The sequence below is a fragment of the Streptomyces sp. NPDC047042 genome, from assembly GCF_040644035.1.
Lineage (GTDB): Bacteria > Actinomycetota > Actinomycetes > Streptomycetales > Streptomycetaceae > Streptomyces.
Genome location: NZ_JBEYVP010000022.1, coordinates 18704 through 40294, shown reverse-complemented (window position 1 = coordinate 40294; position 21591 = coordinate 18704). Strand labels below are relative to the sequence as shown.

The 21591-nt window shown below is 71.3% G+C and carries 13 protein-coding genes; 7 read left to right on the top strand and 6 right to left on the bottom strand.

Annotated elements, in window-relative coordinates; all coding sequences use genetic code 11:
• The first annotated feature begins 195 nt into the window (after window positions 1-195).
• From ABZ855_RS25560 to ABZ855_RS25545, 4 genes are all read left to right on the top strand, one after another.
• On the top strand, window positions 196-1158 hold the full coding sequence (locus ABZ855_RS25560) for an ABC transporter permease (protein ID WP_360810752.1): 963 nt from the start codon (window positions 196-198) through the stop codon (window positions 1156-1158).
• A gap of 131 nt (window positions 1159-1289) precedes the next feature.
• Window positions 1290-3785, top strand: coding sequence for a SpoIIE family protein phosphatase (locus ABZ855_RS25555; RefSeq protein ID WP_360810529.1), 2496 nt, complete (start codon window positions 1290-1292; stop codon window positions 3783-3785).
• Window positions 3786-4087: 302 nt separating this feature from the next.
• Window positions 4088-5785 (top strand): trypsin-like serine protease, encoded by a 1698-nt coding sequence (locus tag ABZ855_RS25550; RefSeq protein ID WP_360810527.1) that lies wholly within the window; start codon window positions 4088-4090, stop codon window positions 5783-5785.
• 88 nt (window positions 5786-5873) lie between these two features.
• Entirely contained in the window at window positions 5874-7622 is a 1749-nt protein-coding gene (locus ABZ855_RS25545) for a trypsin-like serine protease (RefSeq protein ID WP_360810525.1), read from the top strand.
• Between the two features lie 102 nt (window positions 7623-7724).
• Here ABZ855_RS25545 and ABZ855_RS25540 read toward each other — a convergent pair whose 3' ends face one another.
• Window positions 7725-7877 (bottom strand): hypothetical protein, encoded by a 153-nt coding sequence (locus tag ABZ855_RS25540; RefSeq protein WP_360810523.1) that lies wholly within the window; start codon window positions 7875-7877, stop codon window positions 7725-7727.
• Between the two features lie 10 nt (window positions 7878-7887).
• Here ABZ855_RS25540 and ABZ855_RS25535 point away from each other — a divergent pair, with 10 nt between their 5' ends.
• Window positions 7888-9732, top strand: coding sequence for a hypothetical protein (locus ABZ855_RS25535; protein ID WP_360810521.1), 1845 nt, complete (start codon window positions 7888-7890; stop codon window positions 9730-9732).
• An 81-nt stretch (window positions 9733-9813) separates the two neighbouring features.
• Window positions 9814-10371, top strand: a complete 558-nt coding sequence (locus ABZ855_RS25530) for a GNAT family N-acetyltransferase (RefSeq protein ID WP_360810519.1) — start codon at window positions 9814-9816, stop codon at window positions 10369-10371.
• A gap of 33 nt (window positions 10372-10404) precedes the next feature.
• On the opposite strand, the gene ABZ855_RS25525 is transcribed toward ABZ855_RS25530, so the two are convergent.
• The gene (locus ABZ855_RS25525) at window positions 10405-13389 is read right to left on the bottom strand and encodes a hypothetical protein (protein ID WP_360810517.1); all 2985 of its coding nucleotides are present in this window, start codon (window positions 13387-13389) and stop codon (window positions 10405-10407) included.
• 125 nt (window positions 13390-13514) lie between these two features.
• A complete protein-coding gene (locus ABZ855_RS25520) occupies window positions 13515-15734 on the bottom strand; it encodes a sigma-70 family RNA polymerase sigma factor (protein WP_360810515.1) in 2220 nt (739 codons plus the stop codon).
• A 174-nt stretch (window positions 15735-15908) separates the two neighbouring features.
• Between ABZ855_RS25520 and ABZ855_RS25515 the strand changes: the two genes are divergently transcribed.
• Window positions 15909-18665: a pectinesterase family protein gene (locus ABZ855_RS25515; RefSeq protein WP_360810513.1), complete on the top strand. Its 2757-nt coding sequence runs from the start codon at window positions 15909-15911 to the stop codon at window positions 18663-18665.
• 387 nt (window positions 18666-19052) lie between these two features.
• Here ABZ855_RS25515 and ABZ855_RS25510 read toward each other — a convergent pair whose 3' ends face one another.
• Genes ABZ855_RS25510 through ABZ855_RS25500 form a run of 3 tightly spaced genes read right to left on the bottom strand, consistent with a single transcriptional unit; the run spans window position 19053 to window position 21570 of the window.
• Window positions 19053-19886 carry an ABC transporter permease subunit gene (locus ABZ855_RS25510; protein ID WP_360810511.1) on the bottom strand — a complete coding sequence of 278 codons (834 nt, stop codon included), beginning with the start codon at window positions 19884-19886 and terminating at the stop codon, window positions 19053-19055.
• Window positions 19883-20662 (bottom strand): ABC transporter permease subunit, encoded by a 780-nt coding sequence (locus ABZ855_RS25505; RefSeq protein WP_360810509.1) that lies wholly within the window; start codon window positions 20660-20662, stop codon window positions 19883-19885. Before ABZ855_RS25505 ends, ABZ855_RS25510 begins: the two co-directional genes overlap by 4 nt.
• On the bottom strand, window positions 20659-21570 hold the full coding sequence (locus ABZ855_RS25500; RefSeq protein WP_360810507.1) for an ABC transporter ATP-binding protein: 912 nt from the start codon (window positions 21568-21570) through the stop codon (window positions 20659-20661). Before ABZ855_RS25500 ends, ABZ855_RS25505 begins: the two co-directional genes overlap by 4 nt.
• Window positions 21571-21591: the final 21 nt, after the last annotated feature.

Below are 21591 nucleotides of genomic sequence, written 5' to 3'. Positions count from 1 at the left end.
GCCGGTGGTGGGTCGTCGACACCTGGTGGTGGTCCGACGGCGTCCGGTGGTGGTTCGGCGGCGACCGGCGGTCGTCCGTCGACGCCCGGTGGTCGCCCGTCGGCGACCAGTGGCGGGTCGGCCGCGACGGGTCGGCCGGCCGCGACGGGTCGGCCGGCCGCGACCGGTCGGCGGGCCGCGACGCGGCCCGTCCGTGTGCTCGCTCTCGGGCGGATTCGCGACCTCGCGCTGCTTCCCGCCGTCGTGCTGCTGCTGATCATCGGCGCGGCCAGCAACGACAGCTTCCTCGAGCGGGACAACCTGCTGAACGTGCTCAGCGCCTCCTCGGCGCTCGGGCTGCTGGTGCTCGCCGAGGCGATGATCCTGGTCAGCGGCAAAATGGACCTCTCGCTGGAGTCGATCGCGGGGCTCGCCCCCGCCCTCGGCTTCATGGTCGTGCTCCCGGCCGCCTCGGCCGGCTTCGGCACCGAGCTGCCCACCTGGTTCGGCCTGCTGGTCATCCCCCTCACCGGCGCGCTGATCGGGGCCGTGAACGGGCTGCTGATCGTCGGACTCCAGCTCAACGGCTTCATCGTGACCCTGGCGATGAACATCGTGCTGCGCGGAGTCCTGGTCGGCATGGTGTCCGGCAAGACCCTCTTCGACGCGCCCCCCGCGTTCTTCGCCCTCGGGTCCGACAACTGGCTCGGCATCCCCCTCTCCGTGTGGGTGACCGGCGCCTGTTTCGCCGTCGCCGGCTGGGCGCTGCGCTACCACCGGCTGGGGCGCGCGGTGTACGCGGTCGGCGGCAACGCCCCCGCCGCGCGGGCCGCGGGCATCCGGGTCGACCGGGTGGCCTGGGGAGTCCTGGTCATCGGCGGGACGCTGGCCGCGCTGGCCGGGCTGGTGATCGCCGGACGGGTCGGGGCGATCAACGCCAACCAGGGACAGGGCCTGATCTTCACCGTCTTCGCGGCGGCCGTCATCGGCGGCATCAGCCTGAACGGCGGCAAGGGATCCCTGGCCGGCGCGCTGCTCGGGGTCCTGCTGCTGGGCATGCTGGAGAACCTGCTCACCCTGGCGCAGGTGTCGTCCTTCTGGATCCAGGCGATCTACGGCGCGATCATCCTGCTGGCCCTGATGATCGCCCGGCTCACGACCGGCGAGGGCCAGGAATAGGCCCCGCCGCGGGTTCGGGACCGCGAGCCCGCAGTCAGAAGGGGCGGTCCGAGGGCGGGGGTCCGGGAGGCGCAGCGCCGGGCGATACGTCATAGAATTGCCCATATGCCATCCGCCAGATGGGACGGCTCATGATGTATCCCACGGAGGTATCGCCGGACGGAACGCATGGACCGTTCGAGGTGGCGAATGTGGCTGCCGCGGTGATCGACGCGAAGGGTACGGTCATCGGCTGGACCGGGGCCGCCGAGCGCCTCCTGGGGTACGGCGCCGCGGAGGCCCTCGACCGCTCGGCCGCCGCCCTGCTGGCCCAGCCCGAGGACGCGTCCCGGGCCGCCGAGGTCGCCGAGGAGTGCGCGACCCGGGAGAGCTGGGGCGGTCTGGTGGGCGTCCGGCACCGTGACGGCCACCGGGTCGAGGTCGGGCTGCGGGTGACCGCGATGGCAGACAGCGACGGCCGCAAGGCCTGGCTGGTCTCGGCGATCGACGTGTCGAAGGCCCCGACCTGGGCCGTCAGCGGTGATGTGCTCGAGGGCTTCCTCACCCGCTCCCCGCTCGGCATGGCCGTACTCAGCCCGGATCTTCGCTACGTGTGGATGAACGACACCCTGGAGCGCTACGGCGGTGTCCCGCGCGAGGAGCGGCTCGGGCGCCGGATGTCGGACTCCTTGCCGGGCCTGAACACCGACGCCCTCGAAGCGCAGATGCGGTGGGTGCTGGAGACGGGCGTACCGGTCATCGACTACGAGTACCGGGGCTGGACCTGGGCGGATCCGCATCAGGAGCACGCGTACTCCACCTCCTTCTTTCGGCTCGACGACCCCGACGGCAAGCCGCTGGGCGTCTGCTACATGGGCATGGACGTCACCGACAGATGGCGGGCCCGCGAGCGCCTCGCCCTGCTCAGTGAGGCCAGCGCCCGTATCGGGGGCACGCTGAACGTGATGCGGACCGCGCAGGAGCTGGCCGACTTCGCGGTGCCGAGGCTCGCCGACTTCGTGACCGTCGATCTGCTGGAGGCGGTGCTGCACGGCGACGAACCCGGTTCGGGGCCGGCCGGCAGCGAGTACCTGCTGAGGCGGGCCGGGCAGCAGTCCATCCACGAGGGCTGCCCGGAGTCGGTGATCGCCACCGGCGACTCGATCGACGCGCCCAGGTCGTCGCCGTACTTCGCGAGCATGGCCAGCGGGACGGCGGTACTGGAACCGTCCCTCGACCCGGTCACCACCGCGTGGGTCGCGGAGGACCCGGCACGGGCCAGGAGCATCGCGGAGTACGGGATGCACACGGTGATGTGGGTGCCGCTGTCCGCGCGCGGAACCGTGCTGGGGGTGGCGACCTTCATCCGTATGGAACATCCGCAGCCGTTCGAGGAGGACGATCTGCTGCTCGCGGAGGAGCTGGTCGGCCGGGCCGCGGTGTGGGTGGAGAACGCCCGCCGCTACACCCGAGAGCACGCCGCCGCACTGGCCCTGCAGCGCAGCCTGCTCCCGCAGGGGCTGAACGGCGGCACCGCCATGGAGGTGGCCTCGCGCTATCTGCCGACCGACGCGCGGGAAGGGGTGGGCGGCGACTGGTTCGACGTGATCCAGCTGTCCGGGGCGCGGGTCGCCCTGGTCGTGGGTGACGTCGTCGGGCACGGCCTCAACGCGGCGGCGACCATGGGCAGACTGCGTACGGCCGTACAGACGCTCGCCGACATGGACCTGCCGCCCGACGAACTGCTGGCCCACCTCGACGACCTGGTGATCCGGCTGACGGAGGAGAAGGGCGGCGACGACGAGCCCATCGCCACGGCGGTACTGGGCGCAACCTGTCTCTACGCCGTCTACGACCCGGTGACCCAGCTGTGCACGATGGCCAGGGCCGGGCATCCACCGCCCGCCGTGGTCACCCCCGGTGGCAAGGTCACCTTCCCCGACCTGCCCTCGGGCCCGCCGCTCGGCCTCGGGTCGCTGCCCTTCGAGTCCGCCGAGATCTCCCTCCCCGAGGGGAGCCTGATCGCCCTCTACACCGACGGTCTCATCGAGACCAACGACCAGGACATCGACGTCGGGCTGTCCCGGCTCAGCGATGTGCTCGCGCAGTCCGGCCTGCCGCCCGAGGATTTGTGCACGGCGGTCGTCAACAACCTGCTGACCGGCGAGCAGACCGACGACGTGGCCCTGCTGCTGGCCCGCCCGCACGCGCTGGGCGCCGACCAGGTCGCCTCCTGGGACCTGCCGACGGACCCGGCGATCGTGGCGAGCGCCAGGGAACTGGCGGTCCGCCGCCTCCTCGGCTGGGGTCTCGACGACCTGGTGATGACCACGGAACTGGTCGTCAGCGAGCTGGTCACCAACGCCATCCGGCACGGCACCGGACCCGTCAGACTGCGCATGATCCGGCACGACAAGCTGATCTGCGAGGTGTCCGACGCCAGCAACACCTCCCCCCGGATGGGCCACGCACGCACCACCGACGAGGGCGGCCGAGGCCTGTTCCTGGTAGCCCAACTGACCCGCCGCTGGGGCACGCGCTACACCCAGGCCGGAAAAATCATCTGGGCCGAGCAGGACCTTCCGGGGCGGGCGCACCACCAGGGCGGGCGGACGACCGGGGCGGGCGTCGACCGCCCGGGTGCTTGAGAGCCCTTCTTCGGCAGCGCGCCGACAACGAGTTCTGCCGGACGAGTTCTGACGGACGAGTTCTGACGGACAACGAGCTCTGCTGGACAACGAGCTCTTCGGACCTTGCCCATCGGATCGCGGCGAGGCCCCGGCCCTTGTCGCGTTCCTGCCGTGTCTCCGGGGCGTGGTGGACGGCGTACAACCCCCGGGCCCGATGGTGAGTCCTGTTGCTGTGTGGTCGAGTAGTTGTTCGAGCCCGCCGCCGGGTTCCGTGGGCGTTTCGTGCCCACCCGGTGCAGCTCCGACATGACAGGAGTCAGATGAAAGTCTTCAACGGGGGTATCCGACGGGCCCGTCCCGGCGCCGTCGCACCGCTTGTCCCGCTCGCCCTGTGCGCCGCGAGTCTGGCCGTGGCCGTTCCGGCGCACGCGCACGCGGACGCGGGCACCGGGACCGGCCCGGGTAGCGGCGGCACCAGCAGGGCCGCTGCCGCGCCGCGCATAGTCGGCGGCACCCCGACCGACCGGGACATGACCACGTGGATGGTCCGTGTGGAGGTCGTCGGCGGGAGCCGATCCTTCCGGTGCAGCGGAGTCCTCGTGGCTGCGAACAAGGTGCTCACCTCGGGGCACTGCGGGACCGAGGCGAGGAACGGTCTTGGCACCAGAGTGGAGAGCTCGAACCAGGGATGGTCGAGCGTGGACGTCAGGTCGGTGTGGGTGAATCCGGCGTACTCCGAGGGTGCGGTCACGGACGACAACGACGTCTCTGTCCTGACGCTGAGTACGCCGCTCGTCTTCGGCAACAGATTTCTCCCGCTGCCGATGGCCAGGCCGCAGGACAGCGCTCTGTACCAGCCCGGCACCAAGGCCGTGGCCTACGGCTACGGCAGCACCTCCGCCGACCCCGACACCCCGCTGCCCAGCGACCCCCTCGGGGTGCAGTTGCCGGTGAACGACGACGCGACCTGCGCGGCGGCGACCGACGCCGTCAACGGGGACCCGACGACGTACGTCCCCGGGCACATGCTGTGCGCGGGCACCCCCGGGACCGGGGACGACGCCACCGGCAAGACCCCGTGCCGTTCCGACGAGGGCGGCGCGCTGGTGGCGGGCGGCAGGCTGATCGGCCTGATCTCGCCGCTGCGCGATCCGGCAAGCGGCAAGACGTGCAACTACCAGGGGACCTTTCCCCTGTTCGCGAAGATCTCCACGTACTACGCGCAGATCCAGCAGCAGCTCGACACCACCGACGCGACCGAGGACGGAAAGGCCGACATTCTCGCGCGGACCCCGGCCGGCGCGTCGTACCTCTACGCCTCCACCGGGACCGGGTACAGGACGCGGGCCGCCGCACCGGTCAGGCTGGCCAACTACGACACGGTGATCCAGGCCGACCTGGACCGCGACGGCCACCAGGACTACATCCTGCGGGCCAAGGGCACCGGGAACGTCTTCACCGCCCAGCGCCCGCTGTACCCATGGACCGGCGCCCACCTCGTCTACACGAGCCTCGCCACCGGCTGGGGCTCGGTCAAAGCGCTGCTGGCGCCCGGTGACGTCACCGGCGACGGCATCACCGACCTGCTGTCCGAGGACTCGGCGGGACGGGTCCGGGTCTACGCCGGCAAGCCCAGCCAGGGTTTCAACAAGCCCTTCCTGACCGGGCTGAACTGGAACCGGTACAACAAGGTGATCGGACACGGTGACCTGACCGGCGACGGCTTCCCCGACGCCCTCGCCCGTGACGCCAGGACCGGCGACCTCCACCTGCTGCCCGGCACCGGCGAGATCACCACGCCCTTCGGCGCACCCGTGCGGATCTCCGGCGGCTGGAACGGCTACGACAAGCTCCTCACCGTCGGCGACTACGACGGCGACGGCCACCCGGACCTGCTGGCCCGGGTCCCCTCCGGCTCCCTCTACCTGGTCAGGGGAACAGGCCGGACCGGCCCCGGAACATTCGCCGCTCCGGTCCGGATCGGCAAGGGCTGGAACACGTACAACCTCCTGGGCTGACCGTGAGCCCACAGACACGTGGTCAAGCAGTTGTCCGAGTACGCATGACCCGCCGTGCCATGCCATGGCACGCGAAGGCAGGAGTCACATGAGATCTCTCCGCAGGGGTGGCCGCCGGTCGCGTCCCCGCGTCGGTCCTCCGCTCACCGCACTCGTCCTGTGCGCCGCGAGCCTGGCCCTGGCCGCCCCGGCCCAGGCCGACACCGCAACCGCAACCGGCACGAGCACCGGAGCTGCTACGAGCACCGGCACTGTCGCAGGCCCCGGAACCGGCGACGGCACGGCCAAGCCGCGCATCATCGGCGGCCGTCCCACCGAGTCGCTGTTCAAGCCGTGGATCGTGCAACTCATCTACCAACCGGGTACGGCCAGTGCCGAGTTCTGTGGCGGCACGGCCATCTCCCCGACCAAGATTCTCACCGCCGGACACTGCGTGGCAGGCCGGGACTGGGCCAGGCACGGCATGGTGGTGGTCGGCTCGGCCACCACGGGTCCCTCCCCGGCCAGCACCGAGATGAAGGTCCACGCGCAGTGGCTGGCGCCCGGCTACAGGCCCACCGCAAGTGGCCTCACCGTCGACAACGACCTGGCGATCCTCACCCTGGACCGACCGGTCAGCGTGCACTTCCGCGCCTACGGCTGGCAATCCCCCCTCCCCGGGTCCGGGGCGGGGGCGGGTCCGGTCACCGTCTACGGCTGGGGCAACACCGACTCGACGCCGGGCAGTTCCAACCAGGGCGTTTCCCTGCAGCGGATCGACGTGGACGGCGTTCCCGACCGGACCTGTGCCGACGTGCTGGCCACCGCCACCGGCGATCCGCAGGCGTTCGTACCCGGACACATGCTGTGCGTCGGCGCCGGCGGGACCGGTGACGACACCACGGGCAGGACCGCCTGCGTGGGGGACGAGGGCGACCCGGTGGTGGAGACTCCCAACGGCCTACTGGTGGGAGTGATCTCGCATCTGGGCGTGCGCACCAGTACCCAGGACTGCAACGTGCCGGGCACGTACGACGTGGTCACCAATTTCGGCAACTACGTCGCCGACGTGGCGGCCCAGCTGAGCAACAGCGACGTGACCCGGGACGGCAAGGCCGACATCCTGGCCCGGACTCCGGCCGGCAGGTCGTACCTGTACGCCTCGACGGGCACGGGCTACAAGTCCCGTGTGGCCGCGCCCATTTCCCTCAGCAACTACGACACCGTGGTCCAGGACGACTTCGACCGTGACGGCCACCAGGACTTCGTCCTGCGGGCCAAGGGCACCGGCAACGTGTTCCTGGCCAGGCGCTCGGTGAACAGCGCCACCTACAAGTACACCCGGATCGGCTCCCACTGGGGAGGGGTCAAGGCGATCGTCTCCCGTTCCAGCCTGGGTTATGCGGACAGCTTGCCCCACCTGCTGGTCGAGGACTCGTCCGGCCGGTTGTGGTCCTACGGGATTCTCTGGAACGGAAGCTTCCAGAAGCCGACGCCGCTCCATGGCAACTGGCAGCGCTACAACGCGGTTGTCGGCCGCGGTGACTTCACCGGTGACACCAAAGGGGACGTCCTCGCCCGTGACGCCAGGACCGGCAACCTGTACCTGCTGCCGGGCACCATCGCCAACCCGACCATCCCCTACCTTCCGCCACTGCTGATCTCCGGCGGCTGGAACCGCTACGACAAGTTGATCTCCCCCGGCGACTACGACGGCGACGGCCATCCCGACCTGCTCGCCCGGGTCCCCTCCGGCTCCCTCTACCTCTTCAGGGGAACCGGTAGGACGGGTTCGGAGACGCTGGCCGCCCCGGTGCGCATCGGCGCCGGATGGAACGCGTACAACGGCCTGAGCTGACCCGCAGGCGCAGATACGCCACCGACCCGTTCACTGCCGCAGGAAGCGGTGAACGGGCCGGTTCGCGTTGTGCGGCCGGCTCGTACCGGCGGCGTACGTGCGTCAGCCGCCGTTGTAGCGGGCGAACACGGGGCGCTGCTCGTCCCGCCAGGTCCATTCGCCCGACCGGGGGAACGGCAGGCCCCGGGCGAGAGCCGAGAACTGGCGTGCGCTCCAGGCCGTCCCGCCCGACGGCGGCGAACGCCCGGACCGCATAATCGCTCGGGTGAGCGATCTGCCCGTTCCTCTGCCGTCCGGAGCCGCACCCCCGCATGCTCCCGCCTGGCTGTCCCACGACGCCCTGCGCTGGGCGGAGCCCCGTCTGCCGCGCTGGGCGGAGCCCCGGTGGCCGGCACTGGCGCTGCTGCTGACCGTGATCGCGGCGATCCTCCTGGAACCGGAGCCGCCCTGCGAGGTGGCGGCCCCCTGTGGGCCGGACTGGCTGGGCATGATCCAGACGGGCCTCGCCGTGGTGCAACTGCTGTGGTACTTCCGACTGCCGGAACTCACCCTCGTCTCGGCACCGGTGCTGGCTGTCCTCGTGGCGACGGAGGAGTTCCCTCAGCCCGCCACCGGCGACGCCGCCAACGCCGCCGTGATCGTGGCCCTCGCCCTCGGCTGGGCCGCGTCCTGGCAGCGGCTCGCTCTGCGGCGCCGGCAGCGGCGCATTGTCGAACAGACCGCCAAAGGAGCACGGCACACCCTCCCCGACGGCATCGGTCCGCTGCGCCGAGGACTCGTCCCGATCGTTGCCGGGCTCCTGCTGTGCGCCGTCGCCGGTGTGACGGTCGGGCTCGGCCTGCGAGGCATTCACCAGGACGAGCAGCGGGCCGCGAGGGCGGAATCGGTGTCGGCCGTCGTCACCGGCCATGGCGAGGAAACGCTGCGCGTCCGCGCCTCGGACGGCTCCAAGCTCACCGTCGACGCCGGCTTCCCCGACGACTACGACACCGGGAGTGCCGTGACCGTCCTGTCCGACGGCGACTGGAGCCGCCTCGCCGCCGAGCCGTACGACGCCTTCGGCTGGCAACTCCTCACCCTGGCCGCGGGACTGCCGGGACTGACCCTCCTCGTCGTCGGCGTCCTGGCCCGCCGCCGGGCCGCCGCGCTGCGCCGTGCGCCGGTTTCCGTACTGCGGGTACTGCAACGCGTGGACCACAACGTCGATACCTGGATCTACGCCGCAGACGACACCGACGGTCGTACGCCGCTGCTGCGCTGCCTCGCCTACCCGGTCCCCGGCGACAGGGACGCCGAGGACGCCGAGGACGGTCCCCCTGACGAGCCCGAGGGGGACGAGGACGACGAGGACGGGCCCCTTGTCGACACCCGGCTGCGGGAAGCCGTGCTGTACGGGTTGCCCTGCGACGCAGGCGAGTTGGCGCTCGTCACCGCCAACTGGGACGGGGACTCGACGGTCCTCCTCACGGCCGGTCCGGCGCGGTTGCCCACGGGCGGCAAGGGGCCGGAGCTCGTATGGCCGGAGGAGGACTCCGTCGAGCAGCGGGACCCGGAGCCGGTGGAGCGGATCGCGGCGTCGATGCGGCCGGCCGGCCGTCCGGTGCGCTGGGGGCCGGGTCTGTTCGCCCGGTGCGTGGCGGTGCTCGGCGCGGTGTTCGTCGCGGGGGTGATCAAGTCCGTGTCGGACGACCTGGGGGTGGGCGCGCTCCTGCCGCTGCTGGGGCTGGTCTGGACGCCGGGAGTGCTGGCGATTTTCCTCAACTGGCGTGTCACCGCCGACCGTTCGGGGCTGTGGCTGGTCGGGGCGTACAAGGTCCGCCAGGTGACCTGGGAAGAGCTGCGCGGGGTCGGCTACACCGGCGGCGGTGTCCTGGAGATACGTGGCGTCGGCGGGAGGACATGGGCGCCGCCCCTGGGCTGGCCCTGGATGGAACGCCGTCTGCGCCTGCGCCCGTCGTATGTCAGGGCCGCGGAGGAGATCTCCGCCATGCACACCCACCCGGAGTTCCGCCCCACCGAGGAGAGCCCGGTGAGCGACCACGGCCTCCCGCTCGGCCCGCCGCTGACAGTGCTCTACGTCCTCTGGGCGGCAGCCGTCTTCGTCCTGTGACCGAGCCGAACAGGCGTCCTGCACAAGGTCGGAGGCGGCGGGGCAGGCTGACTGCCGGGCATCGCGGGCGAGAGGACTGGTATGGGCGAGGTGTTCTTCCGCAGGCTGAGCCGGTGGCAGGCCGACAGCGACCGGGAGGAGCTGGCTGACCTGCGCGTGGCTTCCTACGAGGAGCCCCCGGGCGAGGAGTACCCCAACCGGGAACGCTTCCTGGTCCGGCTCGTGGAGGACGTCCAGCGGCCGGGCTTCGACATGGTGGTGGCCGACGACCAGGACGGCGACGACAACGAACCCGCGGGAGTGGCCTACGGGTATCCGCTGCACCGCGACGGCTCGTGGTGGCGGGGATTCGTCGGTGTCGTTCCCGACGAGGTCGAGGAACTCACCGCTTCCGGAAAGGTGTTCGCCATCGCGGAGTTGATGGTGCTGCCGGAACACCGCCGTCGCGGGATCGCCGGCCGCCTCCAGGAGAGGCTGCTCTCCTCCGGCGGCCCGGAACTGGTGGTCGTACTGCTCGACCCCGCCCACACGGAGGCACGGGCCGCGTTCCGGGCCTGGGGCTGGGACGAGCTCGGCGAACTGCGTCCCGGCTCCGGGGAGCCGGTCCTCCAGGTGCTCACCCGGGCACTGCCCGACTAGAACACACCACCAGTCCCGTGCGGCGGGTTCACATCAACGCGTGACCATGACCGCGTCCAGGTTCACGGTGGAGCGTCCGGCGGCGCTGCCGGACAGGACCTTCAGCTGGGCCTTGTGGGTGGTGATCCTCGTGCCGAGCGTGTACGTGAAGACCACCTTGCGGTAGCCCGTCGTCGAGGCGTAGAGGTTCACCGTGCCCACGGTCCTCCCGTCGACGATCACCGCGAAGCGGCCGCCGTTGGACCTGCGGGTCGCCACGATCCGCAGCTGTGTGCCGTCGGCCGTGAAGGACACCGTGGCGTCCTTCTTGGCGGACACCCGCTCGGTCCTCGCCCAGGCCGACGTCACCGACGCCGACGTCCAGGTTCCCTTGTAGGAAAGGGCGGAGGACCGGTCGTCGACCGGCACGCCGGTCGCGGAGGCCGCGCTCCACGCGCCGGTCTGGCCGGCGTCGTCGTGGGCGCGGACGTAGAAGCGGTACGTCAGACCGGGCGCCGGCTTGACCGGGCTGCCGGACGCGCCGAACACCGCCGACTTCGCCGTGGTGCGGTTGCGCCAGGTCTGCAGTGGACCGAGCTTCCATACGCCCGCGCCGCTACGGGTGGCGACACGCCAGCCGACGTCGTACGAGGTCACACCCGCCGTCTTCGCCGCCCAGTTGACCGGGATCACCGCGTCGGCCGAGGCGTCACCGGCCAGGGTGGGCGAGGTGACGGACGCGGCGGGAACGGTCCTGCGCAGGGCGACGGTGCCGGTGGCGTCGGCGGCCGGCTCGCCGGTCACCGTGTCCCTCGCGGTGAGCGTCCAGCCGTAGGCGCCCTGGGCCGCTGCCGTACCCGTGGTGTTGCCGCCGTTCCAGACCGGGGTGACCTTCCCGCCCGGGGCCGTTCCGGTCAGGGTGCGTACCGGGGTGCTGCCCGACTTGAGGGTGAGGGTCCAGGTCACCGGGCGGTCGTACGTCCAGGCGGGCGCCCAGGTGTCGGACGAGCCGTCACCGTTCGGGCTGAACCCGGTGGGGACGGTGGAGGCGGCGGAGGTGCGGGACGGAACGCCCGCCCACACGGCGTGGGTGACGCCTGCGTCGTCCATCCAGGCGGCCCACGGCGCCTCGCGGTCCACGGTCCACCGCTCGGCGGCGGCTGAGTTGGCCCTCGACGGGATGGTGAACAGGGCCCGCGCGGTGGCGCCGGTCACGCCCAACGCCTGGGCGTTGAGGGTGATCGCCGAAGCGGCGCCCTTCGTGTAGGTGTACAGCATGTTCGTACCGAGGACCGGGGGCATCACGGAGATGTCCACCGGCGTACGGGTGGAGGTGCCCGCCTTGATCAGCAGGCCCTGAGTGGAGGCGACGGGTCCGCAGGCCGTCAGCAGAATCCACGAACCGCGGACCTGGAGGCCTCCGGGCTGGCAGTCCAGCGTTGCGACGCTGGTCGTGGCGCCGGTTGTCAGGTCGGCTCGCCGGACGGACCAGCTGGAGGTGCCGTCCTTCACGGAGGTGTAGAGAGCGCCGCCGTTGAGGACCGAGCCGCCCGGCACACGCTCACTCGCGCCGGTCGCGACGGTGTAGAGCCGCAGGGTGCCGTTGTTCAGGGTCGTCCGGTCCGACAGCAGGAAGCGGCTGCCGTCGAAGTCCGTGACCTGGTCGTCGGAGGTGTCCTGCAAGGGCACGCCGGTCAGCGTTCCGTTGTCGTAGACCCCATAGGCGTCGCCCTGCTTGACCAGTACCCGGTGTCCGGCGGCGGCCAGCGTCTGGTGCACGATGCCGGTCGAGTAGGCCAGGACGCGTGACGGTGTGGTCGCCGAGGCTCCGGCCGGGCCGGCCGTGAGCGCCGAGGAGAGCAGCACACCGGTGGCGCGGGAGGAGTCGTCGGCGGTGTAGAGGGTGCCGCCGGACAGCGCCAGGGCGTCCAGGCGCGCGTGGCCGGCCGGGATCGTCGTGGCGTCGCCGTCAGCCTTGGACACCCGGCCGGCGGTGAGGGTCTGGATCGCGGCGTCCACGTCGGGCCGGTAGAGCGACGCGCGCATCCGGCCGTCGTCACCCACGGATATGTCGCGGAACGTGCCGCCGAGGTCTGCGGCGGTGGCGGTGGAGCCGTCCCGGGACATCGCGTACAGCTCGTTGCCGTCGGCATTCCACGTGTACCAGGCCAGGGTGTCGTCGCTGATCCAGCGGGCCTTGTCGGTGGGCAGGGTGACGGTCGCCGGGCTGTCGCCGGGTGCGGACCGCTGCCACTCGGTCAGGGTCGCGCCGTCGATGACGCCGAAGTGGGAGGGTGTGAACTCCAGGCCCTGCGGCAGTTCGTCGGTGCTGGGCTCGGCGACGGTGGCCGTCGTGCCGGTGGCGAAGTCGACGTAGACGATCCGGTAGCCCCAGCCGGGCGCGGTCCGGCGCAGGACCAGCGCGCCCGTGGCGTCCGATGCCAGCACCGTGTACTGCTCGTCGTCGGACAGCAGGGTGCGGTCGCCGTCGGAGGCGCGCAGCACGAGGCGCACCCGATAGTCCGAGTCGTCGTTCCGGTACGCCTGCTGTACGAGGATGCCGTCGCCGGCCTGGGCGCGGTACCGCTCGTCGCCCGGCTGACCGGAACCGTCGTACGCCACGGCGAACGTCTCGTGGGCGTCCGTGTCGAGGTGGCGCAGGGTCACGTGGTCGGCGAGGGCGCCGTCGGGGTTGGTGGTGGTGGCGGTCGCCACCACCGAGTCCTGTACGGACACGGCGTCGATGGTGACGTTGTCGGCGATGTCGGCCAGTGCCCCGAGGTCCTGCGGGGTGCCGCCCGCCACGGACAGCCAGCCGTGGGGCCGCGTGTCGGCGGAGGTGGTCTGCTCCCAGACGACCGCCTGACCCGACCCGGACACCTGCTCGGCCGCCGGTACGGAGGTGGTCCGCGCGGGCAGCGAGGTCGTCACACCGGTGTCGGACGCGGCGGCTGCGGGGAGCGCCACGACGGTTCCGGTGAGGGCCACTGCGCCGGCGACGGCCGCGGTCAGGAAGAGATGACGTTTGTGCGATGGCATGGAGCCCTGTTTCTCCCGTATGTGAGAGCGGGATCATCGCACATGTGTATAAGGGGTACTTGATCGGGGACGGGGTACGGAGATCGTCGAGAACCGCGAGGTCAGCAGCGTCGTGAGCAGCTTGTTCACGACATCGCGGCCCCCGTCGTGGCGTCGCGCGTGTTGGTGAGGAACCGTGTCGGGGGCAGGCCTCCGTCGGACCCGCGTGGGGCGGTCGTTGTCACGGAGTCGGTGAGGTGCAGGACGGATGTCGTCCAGCCCGGCTGATCCCAGGAGTTGCCGGTGTGCCGCGCTCTGCTTCCCAGCCACGCGTCGGGACGGTTCGCCAGGGCGAGGTTGTGCTGGAGGGTCGCCGCCGAGTGGACGAAGGCGAAGCCCGCCGCCCCGTTGCGGTAGGCCGTGTCGCGGGTCAGCCGGGGAGTTCCCCTGTCGCCGAACTCGGTGAACCCGAAGCCGGCGTTGTCCCAGGCCGCGCTGTCGGTGGCGGTCTGGGCGACCTGGTCGGTCGTACCGCCGCCGATTTTGAAGCCGCTGCCGCCGCCGGAGAAGTCCGCGATGCCCCAGCGGTTGACGCCGTTGCCGAACGACCAGGTGCGCTCGACGGCCACGGCGCCGGCGAAGCCGCTGACGTCCGTGCCGTCGCCGGAGTTGTCGTACGTCCGGCAGCCCTGGACCCGGTTGCCCACGCCCGAGCCGTCCCCGAACACCAGCCCGTCGGCGCGTCCGCCACTGGACCCGGACTCGTGGTTGTCGAAGAAGTCGCTGTCGAGCACGAGGTTGTCGCTCGTTCCGGCACCGTGGAGGAGAAGCCCGATCCGGCCGCTGCCGTGGACGCTGAGGCGGGTGAGGACGTCGTCGTGGCAGGACACGCAGGCGTAGGCGATGTCGGGGGCGTTCACGATCTCCAGCCCCCGCACGGTGAGGTAAGCGCCGCTCTGGACGACGAACGGGGTGCCTGCCGAGAACCGGGCACCGTCGAACACGGGGCGTTCGTCGCGGTAGTTGCTCACCGTGATCCGACGGTCCGCCGTACCGGAGGTCCTGAGGGCGATCGTCCCGGCCGGTTGATACGTCCCGCCGCGCACGGCGACCGTCTGGCCGGGCCTGGTCGCGGAGACGGCCCGGGTCACCGTGGCGAACGGCCGGGCAAGGGTGCCCGGGTTGGTGTCGTCCCCGCCGGGGGCGACGTAGTAGTCGGCGGTCGCGACGCCGGAGTAGGCGCGGGCGCCGGCGGCCGGGGAGGTGCCCGGAGCAGTCGGTGAGGCGGAGGCGGAGAGGGCGGGGACAGCAGCGGAGGCCGTCGGGCCGGGACGGTGTGCGGCGCTCGCGCCCGGGGCCGGAGCCGGGGCACGCGGCGCCGGAGTGGCATCCGGCAGGTACTGGTGGATCCCGAGGCCGGTGACCGCGACCAGCGTCGCGCCGGCGCCGACGGCCACGGCGGACTTGGCCGAAACTCGGCCCAGAACGTGGTGGACGGCGCGCCACAGCGAGGCCAACGCGCCGGGTGCCAGACCGTGTTGGCCGACGAGGCCGGGGATTCCCGCCACCAGCGCGGCCGGGACCGCCAGCCCGCCGAGCCGGATCGGCACATCGTCGATCGAGCTCCGGGCGCTGACCGCCGCCTGGCAGTGCGGGCAGTCCCGCACGTGCCGGTCGAGCCTGGTCAGGACCCGTGCGCCGGGCGCGGCCCGGCCGCCGCTGTCTGCCAGTGAGGTGAGACCGGGGCACCGGGGCCGGGCCCGCCACGCGGCCAGTACGCCGACGGCCAGTTCGAGTTTGGCCTTCATCCGCTGGATGCGCACCGCGGTGTGCGGGACGGTGAGGTTCAGTGCGGTGGCGACCTCGGCGCGGCTCAACTGACCGGCGGTTTCCTGCCACCACAGTGCCATCGTCCGGCGTTCTTCGTCGCTGAGCCAGCGGCCGGCTTCCAGCAGATCACTGCCCGCGCGGGCCAACGTGCGCCGGTCCACGGTGAGTTCGGCGAATTCGGCGGAGGCGTCCGGGATGTCGCCGGTGTCGGGCAGGGGTGTCTGATGGACCGTGGAGGCCTTGCGCCGCCGTCCGTGGTCGTACATCTGCCGGATCGCGATGGCCACGATCCAGGACCGGAACCGTTCGGGTTCCCGCAGCCCGGGGAGCGCCCGCAGCGCGCGCAGCATGGTCTCCTGGACGACGTCGTCCACGTCCGGGTGCCCGTGCAGTCCTCGCCCGACCACGTTGTAGACCAGGGGCAGATACTCCTGGAACAGGGCGGACCGGGCGTCGGTGTCACCGGATCGGGCGGCCTCGACCAGCTCGGTCCCCGACCGACGCACCGCTGTGAGCGGCGCCGAAACCTCGTGCACGTTTTCCTCACAGAGTCGTTCCCCGCCAAGGGCGGTCATGATGACACGCGCTCCCGGCGGGTCAAGATCCAGCCCCCGGCGGACGAGGACGTGAAACTCGTGTGCGGGTTCCTGTTATGGGTCGTCGTGGTGGGCGGTCTCCGTGGTGACAGCGGAGAAAGGAACCGAGGAAACATGAACCTCAGACGCGGCAAGCGGGCCCGAAGCAAGCGACCCCGGTGGCGCATCGCGGCGCCCGCCGGTGTGGCGGCCCTCGTCGTCCTGGGCGGCGTCGCGACGGCGGCCAACGTCGTCGGAGGCTCCGGCGATCGGGCGACCGACGTCAAGGCGGGCACGTACAGCCTGGCGGTCGCCAGGAGCGGCCTGTGCCTGGATCTCGTCGGGGGTGGTTCCTCCCCCGGCACACAGGTCCAGCAGTGGGGCTGCGCTCCGGGGCAGAGCAACCAGCAGTGGACCCTGGTCGACCGCGGATCGGGCCGGTTCAACATCACGTCGGCCGCGAGCAAGATGTGCCTCGACGTCCCGGACGCCTCCACCGCCGACGGGACCCGGCTGCAGCAGTGGGGCTGCGGGACCGATCACGCGAACCAGCTGTGGACGCTGAAGGCGGCGCGGGGCGGCACCTTCCAGATCGTCAACGTCGGCAGCGGCCTGTGCGTCACCGACGCGAAGGCGAGCACCGCGCCAGGCGCCGCCGTCGTCCAGGAGACCTGCACCACCAACAGCAACAAGCGCTGGAAGCTGACCCCCGTCACCGCATCGCCCAAGGCCACCACATCGTCCAAGGCCCCCGCATCGGCCGCGGCGCCGGCGGCCTCCGGCACGACGATCACGGTGGCCGCCGACGGTTCCGGTGACGTCAGGACGGTGCAGGCGGCGATCGACCGGATCCCGGCGAACAACACAAAGCCGGTGACCGTCGCCATCAGGAAGGGCACCTACCGGGAAATCGTCACCGTCCCGAGCAGCAAGCCCTACGTGACGCTGAAGGGCCTCGGGTCCACCGCCTCCGACGTCGTGATCGTCGAGAACCACGGGGCGAGCGTCAAGAAGCCGGACGGGACGACGTACGGGACCTTCGGCAGCGCGACCGTGCGCGTCGACGGCCACGACTTCTCGGCCACGAACCTGACCATGTCCAACGACTACGACAACACGGTCCGTACGAGCCAGGCGCTGGCGCTGAGCCTGTCCGCGGACCGCGCGGTCCTCACGAACGTGCGGCTCCTCGGCCACCAGGACACCCTCCTGGTCAACGAAGCGGCGCGGGCCTACGTCCAGAAGTCCTATGTGGAAGGCACCGTCGACTTCATCTACGGCGGCGGGGTCGCGGTCTTCGACCGGTCCGAGATCCACCAGTTGGGCAACGGCGGTGTCATCACCGCGGCCGGCACCCCGGCGACACGCGCCTACGGATTCCTCTTCTACAAGTCGAACATCACCGGGGACTCCACCGGGCGGAAGAGCGACCTCGGTCGCCCGTGGCGTCAGGACGCTCAGGTGCTCTTCCGCGAGTCCACCCTCGGGTCGTCCGTCGACGCCGGCCAGCCATGGACCGACATGTCCACCTCCCTGTGGAAGAACGCCCGGTTCAGCGAGTACAGGAACACCGGCCCCGGAGCGACGGTCAACTCCGACCGGCCGCAGCTGAGCGAATCCAAGGCGGCGGCCTACACCCCGGCGAAGTACCTGGCCGGGTCGGACGGCTGGAACCCGATGACCACCGCCACCACCACGACCACCGCCACCACCACGACCACCGCCACGGCCACCCCGGCGACCGGCACCGTCTGCAAGCCCACCGGCTACGGGGCGAAGGGCGACGGCAGGACGAAGGACACCGTGGCCCTGCAGAAGGCGATCAACGCCTGCGCGGGCAAGGGCACGGTCGAACTGACCAGTGGCAGATACCTCTCGGGCGCCCTGACCCTGCCAGGCGACCTCACCTTCACGATCGACTCCGGAGCGACCCTGCTCGCCTCACAGAACCCGGAGGACTACCCCCTGTCGGGCACCAGGAGGTCTCCGCTGCTGGGAGCGACCGGCGTGCGGAACCTCACCATCAGCGGTGCGGGCACGATCGAGGGCCAGGGCGCCCCGTGGTGGGCCAAGACCTGGGCGGCGATCAAGGCGGGTCAGACCCAGCCGTCCCGCCCCGGTCTGATCTCCGTCACCGACACCTCGAACGTGAAGATCACCGGGATCACGCTGAAGAACGCCCCGAACGTCAACATCAGCCTCAACAAGGCGACGAAGGTCGACATCGGTCGGATCACGATCTCGGCGCCGGCGGACGCGCCCAACACCGACGGAATCGACGTATGGGCGTCCTCGTTCGTCGCGGTGACCAACAGCACGATCGACACCGGGGACGACAACATCGCCATCGCCTCCTCGGCGGCGGGCGCGTCCCATGACGTCTCGCTGAGCGACTGCGTGATCCTGCACGGCCATGGACTGTCCATCGGCAGCTACACCGCCGGTGGCATCTACAACATCGACATCCACGACAACACCCTGACCGGTACCAGCGCCGGGGTCCGGATCAAGACCGCGCGGGACCGTGGCGGCGACATCCACGACATCACGTACAGGAACCTCACGATGACCGATGTGAGGACCCCGATCCTGATCACGCAGTACTACCCGCGAGTTCCCGCGGACGGCGACGCCGCACAGGCGATCACCAGCACCACGCCGCACTACCACGGCATCACCATCGCCCGCGTCACCGCGACCGGCGCCGAGACGGCCGGGCAGATCATAGGCGTGCCGGAACGGCCGATCACCGGCCTGGCCCTGTCCTCGGTCACCATCAGCGCCAAGACCGGTCTGACGGTCCGCGACGCCGCGGTGACCAAGACCTCCACCACGATCAAGCCGGCCTCCGGCCCGGCGTTCATCATGCAGAGCAGGGCCACCGTCGGCTGACCACGTCACGCGACACCGCAGGGGACCGGGCCGCGGCCGCACCACGGCCCGGCCCCTGCGGCCCGGCGCTCACTCGCCCGACAAGGTCAGGGCAGCGTCACCCGGGTGCTGATCGACACCGCGCTCGGCGCGGCCCGGCAGGTGGCACGCCAGGCACCGATCGCCCTGGTCCCGGGGCAGGAGGAGTCCCTCGCCGTGGTGGCTCCGCCCGACAGACCAAGGCCCGCGACGGCGTCCAGAGCGACGTCGACGGCCTCTTCCTCGTCCTCGGCCCGGTCTCGCTGGTGGTGGGCGCGATCGGATGGAACCGGTGGACGCGCTCCGGGCGCCTTCCTGAGTCGCTGACGGGACGGCTGCGCACAGCCGAACGGCGGACAGGACGGACGGTCAGGTGCCCGGCCGGATGTTCGGTGCGAAGCGGGCCAGGGCCACGGCCTCAACGGCCGCGATGACGTTGTACGCGAGCGCGGACACCGCGGTGAGGACCGCGACCGAGGCCCAGAGGTGGTCGTAGTCGAAGAGGGCGGAGTCCTTGAGCATGGCGTAGCCGAGGCCTTTCCCGGTGGAGAGCCATTCGGCGAGCATCGCGCCGATCAGGGCCCCCGGGACGCCGACGCGGGCGCTGGCGAAGAAGGCGGGGACCGCGCTGGGCAGCATGACCTTGCGGGCGACGGTCCAGTCCCCGGCGCCGTACGCGCGGCACAGGTCGGCCGCCTGGCGGGAGGCCGAGCGCAGACCGAAGGTCATGGTGACCAGGGCGGGGAAGAAGACGATCAGGCCGCTGATCACGGTGGTGGCCATCAGGCCGCGCCCGAAGACGAGGGTGATGAGCGGGGTCATCGCCACCAGCGGCACGGACCGTACGACGACCGCCATCGGCAGCAGCGCCTGCTCGACGCTCCGCACCAGGACGAAGACGACCGCCACCGCCACCGCCGCCACCAGCCCGGCGACGAAGCCGAACCCGGCGTCGAGCAGCGTGCGGCCCAGGCCGGAGGAGACCAGGGAGCGGTGGGCGCCCGCGTCCGCGTCCGTGAACAGGTAGTGGAAGATGTCGACCGGTGACTTCGCCACCAGCGGGTCCAGGTCGTAGATCTGCAGGAAGACGATCCACAGCACGATGACGACCGTCATCGTCACGACCACGTTCAGCAGCGGGCGCAGCACGCCCGCCGCGAAGCGCAACGCGGGGGCCGTTCGCGTCTGACTCGCGGTGCTCATGCTCCTCCGCCTTCCACTGTCGTCGTGCGCGACCACGGCAGGGCGTACCGGGCGACGAGCCCGACCGCGCCGTAGGCGACGCCCGCCACCGCGCCGGAGACCAGGGCGATGCCCCAGGTGCGCGGCACGTCGAGCTGCTGCTGGGCGATGGTCATGGCGATGCCGAGCCCGCTGTCGACGCGGCCGAGGTACTCGCCGATGATCGCGCCGAGCAGCGCGGCCGGCCCGGCGATCCTGAGCGCGGCCAGCGTGCTGGGCAGCGCGGCGATCAGCCGGACCCGCAGCAGCTGCTGCCATCGGCCGCCGCCGTAGGCGCGTACCAGGTCCAGCGAGGCCGGATCGGCCGAGCGCAGCCCGAGCAGCGCGCCGATGAGAGTGGTGAAGAAGACCGACAGTCCGGCCATCGCCGCCATCGGCTTGTCGCCGTCCAGGACGAGCGACAGGATCGGGCCTATCGCGACGATCGGCAGGCAGTAGGAGGCCACCGCCATCTGCGTGACCACCCGTTCCAGTACGGGCACCAGCAGAACCAGCACCGCGAGGCCCAGCGCCAGGGCGTTGCCGAGCAGATACCCGGTCAGGGCCTCGCCCACGGTCTGGTTGACATGCGGGCCGTAGAAGGTCCAGCCGTCGTCGAAGACACTCGCCACCACCGCCCAGGGGGTGGGTACGCCGTCCCCCGGGCCGAAGACCGTGGTGGACAGCAGCGACCACGCCCCGAGCAGGGCCGCGATACCGAGGGCCCCGCCGGTCCAGGCGGAGCGCCGGGCACTCATGACGCCTCCGCCGCGGGCGCGGAGACGTCGGCGGAGATGTCGGTGGAGACGTCGGCGGAGATGTCGCCGGTGGAGTCCGCGTGGCCGAACAGGAGTTCCGACAACCGGTCGGCGTACGCGTGGAACTCGGCCGTGCGCATCATCTCCGGCGTACGCGGCCGGGGCAGGTCGATGGTGACGACCTCCACGATCCGGCCGGGCCGGGGGGACATGACGGCGACGGTGTCGCTGAGCAGCACGGCCTCGTTGACGGAGTGGGTGACCAGCAGGGTGGTCACCGCGCGGGCCTGCCAGATGCGCTGGAGTTCGAGGTTGAGCCGTTGCCGGGTCATGTCGTCCAGGGCGCCGAACGGCTCGTCGAGCAGCAGCACCTTGGGGTCGACGACCAGCGAACGGGCGATCGCGACGCGTTGCCGCATGCCGCCGGAGAGCTGGGCCGGGCGGGCCTTCTCGAAGCCTTCGAGGCCGACCAGTCTGATGAGGTCGGAGATGGCCGCGGGGTCGGCCTTGATGCCGCTGATCTCCAGCGGCAGCCGTATGTTGGCGGCGACCGAGCGCCACGGCAGCAGCGCGGCGTCCTGGAAGGCGATGCCCAGGTGGTGCCGCTTGCGGGCCTCCTCCGGGGCCTCGCCGTGCACGAGCGCCGTACCGGAGGTCGGGCTGTCGAGCCCGGCGAGGATCCGCAGCACGGTCGACTTGCCGCAGCCCGACGGCCCGAGCAGCGAGAGGAACTGACCCTCGCTCGTGTCGAGGTCGACGCCGGCCAGCGCGGGGACACGCTGCCGGCCGAGCTTGAACTCCTTGCTCAGCCCGCGCAGGGACAGTCCGGTGCCGGTGCCGGTGCCGGTGCCGGCGGCGGAGCGTGCGGGCCCGTCGGGTGCGTCGGGAACAGCGGCTGCGGTACTCATCAGTTGGCGACCTCGGTGTGC

Bases quoted from the DNA above. Each gene is read 5' to 3' on its own strand.
- ABZ855_RS25555 (WP_360810529.1), top strand. From the start codon at position 1,290: ATGATGTATCCCACGGAGGTATCGCCGGACGGAACGCATGGACCGTTC.
- ABZ855_RS25550 (WP_360810527.1), top strand. From the start codon at position 4,088: ATGAAAGTCTTCAACGGGGGTATCCGACGGGCCCGTCCCGGCGCCGTC.
- ABZ855_RS25545 (WP_360810525.1), top strand. From the start codon at position 5,874: ATGAGATCTCTCCGCAGGGGTGGCCGCCGGTCGCGTCCCCGCGTCGGT.
- ABZ855_RS25540 (WP_360810523.1), bottom strand. From the start codon at position 7,877: ATGCGGTCCGGGCGTTCGCCGCCGTCGGGCGGGACGGCCTGGAGCGCA.
- ABZ855_RS25530 (WP_360810519.1), top strand. From the start codon at position 9,814: ATGGGCGAGGTGTTCTTCCGCAGGCTGAGCCGGTGGCAGGCCGACAGC.
- ABZ855_RS25525 (WP_360810517.1), bottom strand. From the start codon at position 13,389: ATGCCATCGCACAAACGTCATCTCTTCCTGACCGCGGCCGTCGCCGGC.
- ABZ855_RS25515 (WP_360810513.1), top strand. From the start codon at position 15,909: ATGAACCTCAGACGCGGCAAGCGGGCCCGAAGCAAGCGACCCCGGTGG.
- ABZ855_RS25510 (WP_360810511.1), bottom strand. From the start codon at position 19,886: ATGAGCACCGCGAGTCAGACGCGAACGGCCCCCGCGTTGCGCTTCGCG.
- ABZ855_RS25505 (WP_360810509.1), bottom strand. From the start codon at position 20,662: ATGAGTGCCCGGCGCTCCGCCTGGACCGGCGGGGCCCTCGGTATCGCG.
- ABZ855_RS25500 (WP_360810507.1), bottom strand. From the start codon at position 21,570: ATGAGTACCGCAGCCGCTGTTCCCGACGCACCCGACGGGCCCGCACGC.